The following is a 12,403-nucleotide window of genomic DNA, read 5'->3' as shown; positions in this document are numbered from 1 at the left end:
GGCTGAAAAAATATTAGTTGGTAGTCGGTCGGAGACGGGCGGGCATTACGTTTGTCGCGAGTTCCGCATGCAAAGAAGGCCACTTAATGTGGCCTTCGTCTTGCATAGGACTGTAGAGCAGCAAACGTAATGCCCGCCCGCCTCCGACCGACGGTCGAGTGGGGTTACTTCGCGGCGCCGGGGATGCCGTGGGAGGTTTTGGCGGTTTTGGCTCCGTTTACGATGGCGGTCTGTAGGGCCCTTACGGCGAGCATGCCCAGTAGGTCTAGGGGAACGGCGGCGCTTGTCTGAGCGTCTAGTTTGCCGCTGGCGAGGGTGTAGATAGTGTCGCCGTCGTTGGTGGTGTGCGTGGGACGGATGGCGTGTGCGTAGGCGTCTGCGGCCATCTGGGAGACCTTGGTGGCTTGTGCCTTAGTGAGTTCCACGTTGGTGACGATGCAGCTGATGGTGGTGTTGGTGCGGTCGAGCGGCATCTGCATGGATCCGGCGGCGGCAAAGGCTGCGAGTTCCATGTCGACGATTTGGTCGCTATCGGCTGCGGCGCGCATACCGGCGACCCACTCGCCGGTGAAGGGGTCGACAACGTTGCCGCAGGCGTTGACCGAGACCACGGCGCCCACCTTGATGGGGCCGAGCGCCACGGCGGCAGCGCCAAGGCCGGCCTTCATGCAGGTAGCGGGGCCCATGAGCTTACCCACGGTAGCGCCCGTGCCGGCGCCTACGTTGCCCTGTTCGAGCTTGGTGGGGGTGTTGTCGAGTGCTTCGCGCACGGCGGCGATGCCGGCCTCAATGTCGGGGCGAACGGTGGGGTTACCAAAGGCGAGGTCGAAGATACAGCTCGAGCACACGATAGGCACCTGCGTGGGGCCGACGGGAAGGCCGATGCCGCGGCTCTCAAGCTCGCGAGCGACGCCGCTTGCAGCCTCGAGGCCAAAGGCCGATCCGCCCGAAAGGCAGACGGCATGGACCTTGTCCACGGTGTTCTCGGGACGCAGCAGGTCGGTCTCGCGCGATGCTGGAGCACCGCCGCGAACGTCAACACCGCCGGTGGCGCCCTCGGGTGCCACGATTACGGTGCAACCGGTGCCGGCCTCCTCGTCCGTATAGTTGCCATAGCAAAAGCCATCGACATCGCAGACGTCAATGGCCTCGAGCAGTGTATCCATGTTTAACTCCTATCGGTTTTCCGCCGCGCCTTGTGCCCGGTCGGGATCCGTACGGTACGCCAAAATTGTAGGCGCTGGGGGACACCCGGCGCCAGATGCAATTACGAGAGTTTTTGAATGGCACGTGCGACGCGGGCGATGGGTAGGCCCACCACGTTATAGAAGTCGCCCGAAATATCGTTCACGAGCATGCGGCCGCCTGTGCCCTGGATGCCGTAGGCGCCTGCCTTATCCATGGGCTCACCCGAGGCAACGTAGTGCTCGATCTGCTCGTCGGTGAGCTCGTAGAACGTCACGTTGGTCACATCGACAAAGGACAGGCTCTCGGCGGCATGCGGGGCGGCCGTATCGCCTGCCTTAACGATGCAGACGCCGGTTGCGACCTGGTGCGTGCGGCCCGAAAGCTCACGGAGCATGGTGCGCGCCTCGTCCTCGGTTGCTGGCTTGCCCAGAATCTTGCCGTCAAAGGTGACGATGGTGTCGGCCGCGACCGTCAGCTCATTGGGTTCGGCATACTCGGCAGCAACGGCAGCCGCCTTGGCGCGTGCCAAGCGCTCGACAAGCGTGAGCGGGGCCTCGCCATCAAAGGGCGTTTCGTCGATATCCGCGGGAATCACGCGAATGTTGTAGCCTGCCTCGCGCATCAACTCGATGCGGCGCGGCGATTGCGAAGCCAAAATCATAGTTGGATGCCCTCGGCGACCTTCTCGACGGCCTTGTCGCCGGCGAGCGTGCGCAGCAGCTCAAGCGCAAAGGGGAGCGACTGGGCCATGCCGCTGGCGGTGATGATGTTGCCGTCTTGCGTAACCTTCTCGCCGGTATAGGCGCCTTCGGGGAAGCTTTTCTCAAAGCCAGGGAAGCACGTGGCATGGCGTCCCTCGAGCAGGTCGAGCTCGCCCAGGATAAACGGGGCGGCGCAGATGGCGGCGACGTACTTGGTCGCGGCGAACTCGCAGACCACGTCGCAGACGCGCTGATCGGCGCGCAGGTTGGTGGCACCGGGCAGGCCGCCGGGCAGCACGACGCAGTCGTACTCGTCAAAGTCGATCTCATCAAAGAGCGCATCGCAGGTCACGGGGATCTGCAGCGAGCTTACGACCTCACGCGTGGGCATGATCGAGGCGAGCGTGGCGCGCACGCCGCCGCGACGCATGACATCGACCATGGTCAAGCATTCAATAGTTTCAAAGCCATCGGCGGCGAGAACGGCAACGCTGGGCATGAGGGTTCCTTTCATAGACGGCATACAATTAGCCGTCTTATACCCCGAAGACCTCCGCTTGCCACGCTCGATTTCCCAATGTTTAAAAAGGGACGGGGATTAAATAATCATTCGGTGCAAATTGATTATTTAAGGCTCTGTTAGACCAGGATTGACATGCCGACCTGCCGGCTATCTCGCCGTCTCCCCGTCGGGCGCCGGCGTCTTGACCCTCATCTCGAACGGCATCCCGCCCTCTCGGACGAGCGCCCTGAGGAACGCGTTGACGGCGGTGGACATGGACAGGCCGAGCTCGTCCAGGATGGCCGTGGCCTCCTTCTTGACCTCCGGGTCGATGCGGATCGTCGTGGCCGGTATGTTCGACGGCATGGCCTCACCCCTCCTCGTGTATCGCGGTGCGACCATTCTACCGCCTCTATGCGGCGGGCGCGGCCCAGTAGTCCATGTAGGGCGGCTCCACGTTGAACATGTCGCGGACGCGGCTCCTGCAGACGCCGTGCGCGAGCTGCCGCGCGACCGTGCGCTCGGCGGCGCCGGAATCGGTCGCCATGAAGGTTCGGCACCACCTGAACCAGGCGAGGTAGGCATCGAGGTGCTTCGTCGACACGCCCTTGAACGGCTCCATGAAGGCGCCGAGGAGCGAGTGGACGGCGTTGATCCGGTTGATGGTTCCCCCGGAGCGGTCCTTGGGGTCGTAGGCCGCGTGCGCGGCGACCTCGAGCTCGGCGAGGACGCCGACGTAGGCGGCCGCCCTGTCGGTCGCGACGACCGAGCCGGCCGCGATGCGGCCCCTCAGCGCGTCCATGGCGCGCTCCCTCGAAAGGGCGCCTCGCCCCGTGACCTCGAGGAACGTCTCGTTCGAGTCGTTCACGCCGGTCATGACGCAGATCCGCTCGCGCGACAGCCCGCGCCTGTGCACCTGCTTGCCGCGTTGCCGGGAAGGGCGCGGCATCGTGAACGACCCCTTCGCGTGGTTGCCCTTGAACGACTCGGGGAAATAGGTCTCGTCGAGCTCGCAGCCGCAGCCCCGCTCGACCCTGAACGAGGGGGAGTAGGCCGAGAGGCACTCGATCAGCCTGTGGCGCATGGTGCAGGCGGTCTTGAGGCAGACGCGGCAGCGCCTCGCGCACTCGCGCAGGGGCAGCATGAGCACGAAGCACTCGGCGTAGGCCATCCAGGTCTCCTTCGGGAGCTTGCTCGTCCCCAGGATGCGCTCGCTGCCCATGCCGAAGGTCCTGCCGCAGCCCCGGCAGAGATAGCGCTGCTCGCCGTTCCCGCCCTTCCCCTTCTTCACGACCGCGGTGGACCCGCAGCGCGGGCAGCATTCGACTTCGTAGGCGGAGTCGGCCGCGTCGTCGAACGCCGCCGCGCGGATCACGTCCCTGACGGATTCAATTGCGCGGCGGCGCTCCGCCCCGCTCAGCTTCGCCATGTTCCGCTTGAAGGTGATTACCAGGTCTTCGGCGTTCATGCTGCCCCCATCGCCGCGCGTCTACAAGGCTAACGATATGGCACCGTGGGGACACATGTATGTCAATCCTGGTCTAACAGAGCCTTATTTAATCCCCGTCCCAGAAAAATCATCGGGCGTGGTCTTGGGCAAACAGTCTAGTTGCGCTTGAGGTGGACGACGGTTTCGCAGTGGAAGGTTTGTGGGAACAGGTCGACTGGCGTGATTTTTACGGGGGAGAAGGTGCCTTCCTCGACAAAGCGTTTGAGATCTCGCGCCAGGGTGGCCGGGTCGCAGCTCACGTAGGCGACGTCGCGGGCACTCGTGCTGGCGATAAGGTCGATCGCCTCGGGGGCGAGGCCTGCGCGCGGCGGGTCGACCACCAAGACGTCGGCATCCTGGTCGGGGAACTCGCGTACCGCGTCTCCGCCAATGACGTCGACGTTATCAAGCTTGTTGATCTCCAGGTTACGGCGCAGGTCGCGCACGGCGGGGCCGTAGGCCTCGACGGCGGCGACAAAGTCGCAGCGGCGGGCGAGCGGCAGGGTAAAGGTGCCGGCACCGCAGTACAGGTCCACGGCAAGCTCGTCTTCCTGCGGGTCGAGCGCTTCCATGACAAGCTCGATCAAAATCTCGGCACCCTTGGTGTTGACCTGGAAAAAAGACGGGGCAGACAAGCGCATCTGACCCTCGGCGATATTCTCGGTCCATGAGCCCTCTCCGGCGAGCATTTCGACCTTGGAGACACGGCGGGCCTTCTTTTCGCCCTTGCTCATCACGCGCACGACACTTGTGGGGTGCGCGGCGTCTGCCAACACGCGCGAGACTTGCGAGCGCGGGAAAGAGCCCGTAGGCGTCCAGAGCGCCACCTCGAGTGCCTTGGTGCGACGCGAGGCGCGAATGCCCACGCGCTCAAGGCCCAGGTCGTGGCTGCCGCTCAGATAATTGAGCGCGCCGACGACCGATTTGAGTGCCTTGGGGAAGCGTTTGTCGAACAACGGGCACGAATCGACGGTCACGATCTTGCGAGGATCGACACCGTGCATGCCAAGGCGCACGCGACCGTTGACGACGGTCGGTTCGAGCTCGATTTTATTGCGGTAGCCCCAGTCGTCCTTGGTGTGGCAGATGGGCTGTACCAACTCATCGACCTGCTCAGGAGCGAACTTGCCGATGCGCTCGAGCGTGGAGCGCAGGTTTTGCTCCTTGGCGGCGAGCTGTGCCGTGCGTGAGAGATTGCCCCACGAGCAGCCGCCGCAGATGCCCACGAAGGGGCAGGGAGGCTGAATGCGATCGGGGCTTGGCTCCAGAATCTCGGTGGTGCGGCCACGCATGAACGACTTGCCGTCCTGTACGACCTCGGCCTCGACGGTGTCGCCTGCCACGGCGCCCTGCACAAAGACGGCCTTGCCGTTGTCGGCGTGTGCCAGCCCGTCGGCGCCGTAGGTCATCGATTCTATAGTGAGCTTCATATTCCTGCCTGTCATTCGCGTTGTTGTTCGCACCATGGTAGCAGGGAAAAGCGCCCCGCATCCGAGGCTTTCCTCAAATGCGGGGCGCTTCTACAAACTGCTTCTACAAACGACTATTTCGTCTTGCCGGTAATGAGCGTCTTAAGACGCAGGCCGATTAGACCCAGGCCCATGCGCACGCGGCCGGGGCGATGGCGCTCGATGGCCTTGGTCTTGCCGGCGGGCTTATCGCGACGGGCGCTCGTCTCGGGTGCGGGCTTGGTGACCTGCGGATCGGGCTGAGGTGCAGGTGCAGGCTCGGGCTCAATGACGGTCGCCTGGACCTCTTGGACCTTGGGTGCTACTGGCTGCGGCTCGGCCTCGGGGGCAGGTTCCGCCTCAATGACGGGCTCGGGCGCGGCCTCGGCGTTGCGATAGGCGCGCTCCAGCAGAGCCTCCTGCGAGTTGAAGGGTTTCTCACCCTCTGCACGCTCCACGGGGACCCAGGTGCCGTCACTTGTCAGGCTGCGGGCTTTCACGTTGTCGCGCAGCTGCATGCCCATGTACTCGTGCACCAGGGCGCGGCAGGTGGGGTCGAGCACGGGGAAGGCGATCTCCACGCGGTGCTCGGTGTTGCGCGTCATCATGTCGGCCGAGCTCAGGTAGATCATGTCCGAGTCCACGCCAAAGGCGTAAACGCGCGCATGCTCCAAAAAGCGTCCGACGATAGAACGGACATGCACGTTTTCGGTCTTGCCAGGAACGCCCGGCTTGAGGCACGAGATGCCGCGGATGATCATGTCCACGCGGACTCCTGCGCACGATGCCTCGGCGATCTTGTCGATGACCTCGCGGTCGGTGAGCGAGTTGAGTTTAAAGAACACGCGGGCGGGCTCGCCAGCGAGAGCGCGCTGAATCTCGCGATCCAGACCGCGCATGATGAGCGGCTTGAGGCCTACGGGCGCCACACCCAGGAAGCGGTAATCGCCGCGCAGATTGCCCAGCGACAGGTTGCGGAAGAACAGGTTGGCGTCCTCGCCGATGCCGGGGTGGGCGGTCATGAGCATAAAGTCGCTGTAGAGTTTGGCCGTCTTCTCGTTAAAGTTGCCGGTGCCCAGCAGCGTCAGACGCGTTAGCGCCATGCCTTCGCGATAGGTGAGCTGGCAGATCTTGGAGTGGCACTTAAAGCCCTCGGAGCCGTAGATGACGGTGCAGCCGGCCTCTTCCAGGCGCTCGGCCCACTCGATGTTGTTCTGCTCGTCAAAGCGCGCGCGGAGCTCCATGAGCACCGTGACTTCTTTGCCGTTCTCGGCGGCATCGATCAGTGACTCGCACAGGCGGCTCTGCTTGGCCACGCGGTAGAGCGTGATGCGCAGCGAGATGCACTCGGGGTCGTAGGCGGCCTCGTGCACCAGGTCCAAGAACGGATTCATGGCCTCGTAAGGGTAAAAGGGCAGCTTGTCGTGCTGCAGCACCTGCTCGCGGATGGAGCGGGTCATATCGATGGTGGGGTTGGGCTGCGGCTTAAACGGCGTAAAGAGCAGCTCGTTGCGCAGGTGCTCGGGAATCTTGCCCTCAATGCCGAAGACGTAGCCCAGGTCGAGCGGGATATCGCAGGTAAAGACCGAGCGGCGAGAAAGCTCGAGCGCCTTGCGGATGGTCTTGAGCGTCGCCTTCTCGAGCGACCCCGAGACCGCGAGCACTACCGGCTGCAGACGCAGGCGCTTCTTGAGGATGCGCTTCATGTGCTGGCGGTAGTCCTCTTCCTCCTCGACGCCCTCGCCATCCGGATCGATGTCGGCGTTGCGGGTGACGCGGATGAGCGCGCGGTCGAGCGGCTTATAGGAGCCAAAGCAGCTGTCCAGGCAGGCGAGGATGACGTCCTCGAGCAGAATGTAGGAGTAGGTGCCGGTGGGCGAGGGGATCTCGACCACGCGGTTCATCGAGGCGGGGATCTCGATAAGGCCCAGCAGGCTCTCCTCGTCGGTGACGCCGTCCAGGCCACAAGCCAGATAGAGTGCACCGTTGCGCAGGTTGGGGAAGGGATGGCGCGGGTCAATGACCAACGGCGAGATGACCGGCGACACGTAGGCCTGGAAGTAGCGGGTTACAAAGGTGCGCTCCTCGGGCGTAAGCGAATCAACACGCGCGCGGTGAACGCCCAGGGTGTCGAGCTTGCCCTCGATGCTCTTAAAGATGGACTCCCATCGGGTAAGGAGCCCGGGCATTTCGGCCATGACAGCATCGACCTGTTCGGAGGCGGTCATATTGCTCTTGTTGTCGACAGGTTGTTTTTTGAGCTCCGCCAGATCGGACAGGCCGCCCACGCGCACCATGAGAAACTCGTCGAGGTTAGACTCGAAAATCGATACGAACTTTAGACGCTCGAACAGCGGAACAGTCTCATCGAAGGCTTCGTCAAGCACGCGGTTGTCAAAGCGCAACCAGCTAAGCTCTCGGTTCTGCGTGTACGAGAAGTCGCGAGGCGGTTTGCGCAGCTTTGCGGCGGCTTGCTTCTTTTCGATTTTGCTCGGCATATGCATCTGTCCGTTCAGTCCCCACAGGGGACGGTAGCCTAACACTATTCACTATTGTCTCAATTTAGTCGACCTGTGGCACGGACGTATCGCGTGAACGGTATCTTTACCTACTTCTTACGCTGCCAAGTCATGCAACTAACTGCCCAACTCGTTTAGAAACAATCTATATCCATACTCAATTGGTGAGGATGTATGAATAAGAATGATTGCGAGCTGAATATAATCGAATCCAAATTGAATCATGAACAAACGACATATATATGCAGAAAACCGTTTTAGCTATGCAATTCCTAAACATGAAAATATTTGTGCAATCTAGCTTAATTCCTTAGAAAAAAGAACATTTACCTTTGAAAACCTGCTTTAGAGAACCGAAGTGCATCATGGGGGAATCATATGAGATATACCGTTCATCGCACTTTGCTGACCGTTCGGGGGCGAGGTGGAATTGCAGGTGGTTTTTGGATATAACTAGAGCTGTCAGCAAGCAGCGTCCCATACGGAGGGGCGCTAACGAATCGGCCCTGACAAGGGCCCGAAAGAAAGGTAGGAGGCCATGACGAAAGGTCTGCACGTGCCTTCCGAGATCGGCAAGCTCAGGAAGGTCTGCCTGCACCGTCCCGGCGACGAGCTCCTCAACCTGCCGCCCGACGAGCTCGAGCGACTCCTGTTCGACGACGTCCCGTTCCTAGAGGTCGCGCAGCAGGAGCACGACACCTTCGCCCAGATCCTGAGGGACCAGGGCGTGGAGGTCCTCTATCTCGAGAACCTCGTCGCCGAGGTGTTCGACCAGGTCCCCGGCGCCCGCGCCGAGTTCACCGACCAGTACATCGCCGAGGCAGGCATCCGCGGCCAGCACATGCCGCAGATCGTCCGCGAGAAGCTGGACTCCATCGAGGACAACCTCGAGTTCGTCAAGAAGACCATGGCCGGCATGACCAAGGCCGAGATCGACATGCCCCTCACGGCGTCCACGACCCTCGACTCCCTGGTCAACTCCGAGTCCGAGTCCGACCTGATCATCGACCCGATGCCCAACCTCTACTTCACCCGCGACCCGTTCGCGGTCGTCGGCGAGGGCGTCAACCTCAACCGCATGTACTCGGTCACCCGCAACCGCGAGACCCTGTACGGCAAGTACGTCTTCAAGTACCACCCCGACTACAAGGACGTCTCGCTGTACTTCCGCCGCGACTGCCAGTTCCACACCGAGGGCGGCGACGTGCTGAACATCAACGAGAAGACCCTCGCCGTCGGCATCTCCCAGCGCACCCAGGCCGCCGCGATCGACATCATGGCCCAGAACATCTTCTGGAACTCCGACTCCAAGGTCGAGCGCATCCTGGCCTTCGACATCCCGGTCTCGCGCGCCTTCATGCACCTCGACACGGTCTTCACCCAGATCGACGTCGATAAGTTCACGATCCACCCCGCCATCATGGGCACCCTGCGCGTCTACGAGCTGACCGCCGGCAAGAACCCGGGCGACGTGAACATCCGCCTGATCGAGGACACCCTCGAGCACGTCCTGGAGGACGCCACCGGCGTCGACCAGGTCAAGCTGATCCCCTGCGGCGGCGGCGACCCGATCGCGGCCTCCCGCGAGCAGTGGAACGACGGCTCCAACACCCTGTGCGTCGAGCCCGGCAAGATCTGCGTCTACGCCCGCAACACCGTCACCAACGACGTGCTGTACAAGGAGGGCCTGGACCTTCTCGTCGTGCCCTCCGCCGAGCTCTCCCGCGGCCGCGGCGGCCCGCGCTGCATGAGCATGCCCTTCTGGCGCGAGGACCTCTAAGTCTTTCCGTTTCCGGTGCGGTCTCCCTACAACCGCACCGGTTTCGCCCGTCAAACGGGCAACACTGATACTTATGTAATTCATTTCTTCGAAAGGATTCGAACCATGGGTGTTAACCTCTCCGGCCGTAGCTTCCTCAAGCTCCTCGACCTCACCACCGAGGAGATCGAGTACCTGCTCAAGCTTTCCAAGAACTTCAAGGACATGAAGCGCGCTGGCGTTCCGCACCGCTATCTCGAGGGCAAGAACATCGTTCTGCTCTTCCAGAAGACCTCCACTCGTACCCGCTGCGCCTTCGAGGTCGGCGGCATGGATCTGGGCATGGGCGTCACCTACCTCGATCCCGGTTCGTCGCAGATGGGCAAGAAGGAGTCCATCGAGGACACCGCCCGCGTTCTCGGCCGTATGTATGACGGCATCGAGTTCCGTGGCTTTGCCCAGGACGACGTCGAGGAGCTCGCTGCCAAGTCCGGCGTGCCCGTGTGGAACGGCCTGACCACCGAGTGGCACCCCACCCAGATGCTCGCCGACATCCTGACCGTCCAGGAGAACTTCAACTACGACATCAAGGGCAAGACCCTCGTCTTCATGGGCGACTGCAAGAACAATGTCGCTCGCTCCCTCATGGTTGTCTGCTCCAAGCTCGGCATGAACTTCGTGGCCTGCGGCCCCGAGGAGTGCATGCCCGCCGACGACGTCATCGAGGCCTGCAAGCCCATCGCCGAGGCCAACGGCTGCACCATCAAGCTGACCACCGACGTCAAGGACGGCGTCACCGGTGCCGACGTTATCTACACCGATGTGTGGGTCTCCATGGGCGAGCCCGACGAGGTCTGGGCCGAGCGCATCGCTCAGCTCACCCCGTATCGCGTTACCTCCGAGGTCATGGCTATGGCCAACCCGGGTGCCATCTTCCTGCACTGCCTGCCCAGCTTCCACGACACCAACACCACGATTGGCGCCGAGAAGTGCGAGCAGTTCGGCATCACCGAGCAGGAGGTCACCGACGAGGTCTTCGAGAGCCCCGCTTCCAAGGTCTTCGACGAGGCCGAGAACCGCATGCACACCATTAAGGCTGTCATGTACGCCACGCTCAAGTAAGAGCATCTAGCATCTCGCTCGGGGTGTATTACTGCGCACCCCGAGCGGTTTTATCTGGTAATAATCTCGCATCAAGCGGCAGGCACGGCACGGAAGAGCCGCTTCTGGCGAGATCAGTAAATGATTTATGAAGGGGGGATGACTATGACTGAGACCGCTAAGAAAAAGCGCGGTATGCCTTCATCGTTCACCATTCTTCTTGCTCTGCTGGCAATTGTCGCAGTGATTACCGTTATCGTCTCCGGCACGTCCGGTGGCGCGGTTACTGCCGCCCGTCTGAGCGATTTCTGCACCGCCCCGATCCTGGGCTTCGCTGACGCTCTGCCCGTCTGCCTCTTCGTTATGATCCTGGGCGGCTTCCTCGGCATGATGACCGAGACCGGCGCCCTGGACAACGGCATCGCCGTCCTGGTGCAGAAGCTTAAGGGCAACGAGATTATGCTCATTCCCGTGCTGATGCTCATCTTCTCCCTCGGTGGTACCACCTATGGTATGTGCGAGGAGACCGTTCCCTTCTACGCCCTGCTCGCCGCTACCATGATGGCCGCTGGCTTCGACCCCATGGTCGGTGCCGCTACCGTCCTGCTCGGCGCTGGCTGCGGCTGCCTGGGCTCCACGGTTAACCCGTTCGCCGTCGGCGCTGCCGTCGACGCTCTGACCGGCGTTGGCATTGAGGTCAACCAGTCCATCATCATCGGCCTCGGTGCCGTCCTGTGGATTGTCACTACCGCTATGTCCATCTTCTTCGTGATGAGCTACGCCAAGAAGGTCAAGGCTGACAAGGGTTCCACCATCCTGTCGATGCAGGAGCTCAAGGACGCCGAAGAGGCTCACGGCAAGGCTGCTTCCGAGGTCCACAAGGAGGTCAAGCTCACCGGTCGTCAGAAGGGTGTTCTGATCGCCTTCGCCTTCACCTTCGTCGTCATGATCGTCGGCTTCATTCCGCTGGCCGACCTCAACGAGGGCGTCGCCAACTTCTTCGACGCCGGCGCTGTCTACGACGCCGACGGTAACGCCGTCGTCCAGGGCTGGTCTGCCCTGATCACCGGCCTGCCCATTGGCCAGTGGTACTTCGACGAGGCTTCCACCTGGTTCTTCCTCATGGCCGTCCTGATCGGTATCATCGGTGGCCTGTCCGAGAAGCAGATCGTCAACACCTTCATCACCGGCGCTGCCGACATGATGTCCGTTGTTCTCGTCATCGCCCTCGCCCGTGGTATCTCCGTCCTCATGGCTAACACCGGCCTCGATGTCTTCGTCCTCGACGCTGCCGCCAATGCCCTGGCTGGCCTGTCCGGCGTGATCTTCGCTCCCATGAGCTTCCTGGTCTACTTCGGCCTGTCCTTCCTGATCCCTTCGACCTCTGGTATGGCCACCGTCTCCATGCCCATCATGGGACCGCTGGCTGTTAAGCTCGGCTTCTCGCCCGAGGTCATGGTCATGATCTTCTCCGCCGCCATCGGTGTCGTGAACCTGTTCACCCCGACCTCCGGCGCCATCATGGGCGGTCTCGCCCTGGCCAAGATCGAGTGGACGACCTGGCTCAAGTTTGCCCTTAAGCTCATCGTCGCTCTCTCCGTCGTCTGCGCCGTCATCCTGACCGTCGCCTGCGTGCTGCTCTAAGTACCCAACGGGTACCCCACGGAAACCTTGACGATCCTGTAGAGGATCACCT

Annotated in this window: 10 protein-coding genes; 3 read left to right on the top strand and 7 right to left on the bottom strand. The window is 62.1% G+C overall.

Translation table 11 applies throughout. The annotated features are described in order from the left end of the window. Positions 1-164: 164 nt before the first annotated feature. The 7 genes from I2E13_RS01560 to ppk1 all read right to left on the bottom strand — a co-directional run bounded on the left by I2E13_RS01560 (position 165) and on the right by ppk1 (position 7,826). A complete protein-coding gene (locus I2E13_RS01560) occupies positions 165-1,166 on the bottom strand; it encodes a P1 family peptidase (RefSeq protein WP_006234293.1) in 1,002 nt (333 codons plus the stop codon). Between the two features lie 101 nt (positions 1,167-1,267). Further along, positions 1,268-1,849 carry a Maf family protein gene (locus tag I2E13_RS01555; protein ID WP_195361189.1) on the bottom strand — a complete coding sequence of 194 codons (582 nt, stop codon included), beginning with the start codon at positions 1,847-1,849 and terminating at the stop codon, positions 1,268-1,270. Further along, positions 1,846-2,388 carry a DJ-1 family glyoxalase III gene (locus I2E13_RS01550; RefSeq protein ID WP_195403984.1) on the bottom strand — a complete coding sequence of 181 codons (543 nt, stop codon included), beginning with the start codon at positions 2,386-2,388 and terminating at the stop codon, positions 1,846-1,848. The genes I2E13_RS01555 and I2E13_RS01550 overlap by 4 nt, the downstream gene beginning before the upstream one ends. A gap of 171 nt (positions 2,389-2,559) precedes the next feature. Continuing rightward, positions 2,560-2,757, bottom strand: a complete 198-nt coding sequence (locus I2E13_RS01545; protein WP_195403983.1) for a type II toxin-antitoxin system RelB/DinJ family antitoxin — start codon at positions 2,755-2,757, stop codon at positions 2,560-2,562. A gap of 46 nt (positions 2,758-2,803) precedes the next feature. Then, positions 2,804-3,859, bottom strand: a complete 1,056-nt coding sequence (locus tag I2E13_RS01540) for an IS1595 family transposase (RefSeq protein WP_229057770.1) — start codon at positions 3,857-3,859, stop codon at positions 2,804-2,806. Positions 3,860-3,996: 137 nt separating this feature from the next. Further along, positions 3,997-5,325, bottom strand: coding sequence for a 23S rRNA (uracil(1939)-C(5))-methyltransferase RlmD (gene rlmD / locus I2E13_RS01535; RefSeq protein WP_195403982.1), 1,329 nt, complete (start codon positions 5,323-5,325; stop codon positions 3,997-3,999). Between the two features lie 98 nt (positions 5,326-5,423). After that, positions 5,424-7,826, bottom strand: coding sequence for a polyphosphate kinase 1 (ppk1, locus tag I2E13_RS01530; RefSeq protein WP_229057768.1), 2,403 nt, complete (start codon positions 7,824-7,826; stop codon positions 5,424-5,426). 559 nt (positions 7,827-8,385) lie between these two features. Between ppk1 and arcA the strand changes: the two genes are divergently transcribed. From arcA to I2E13_RS01515, 3 genes are all read left to right on the top strand, one after another. Next, positions 8,386-9,627, top strand: a complete 1,242-nt coding sequence (gene arcA, locus I2E13_RS01525) for an arginine deiminase (RefSeq protein ID WP_195403980.1) — start codon at positions 8,386-8,388, stop codon at positions 9,625-9,627. Between the two features lie 105 nt (positions 9,628-9,732). Next, entirely contained in the window at positions 9,733-10,728 is a 996-nt protein-coding gene (argF, locus tag I2E13_RS01520) for an ornithine carbamoyltransferase (protein ID WP_006234279.1), read from the top strand. Positions 10,729-10,872: 144 nt separating this feature from the next. Continuing rightward, positions 10,873-12,351: a YfcC family protein gene (locus I2E13_RS01515; protein ID WP_195403979.1), complete on the top strand. Its 1,479-nt coding sequence runs from the start codon at positions 10,873-10,875 to the stop codon at positions 12,349-12,351. Positions 12,352-12,403: the final 52 nt, after the last annotated feature.

It is taken from the genome of Collinsella aerofaciens, assembly GCF_015554145.1.
GTDB lineage: Bacteria > Actinomycetota > Coriobacteriia > Coriobacteriales > Coriobacteriaceae > Collinsella > Collinsella aerofaciens_AA.
This window is presented reverse-complemented; position numbering and strand designations above follow the sequence as displayed.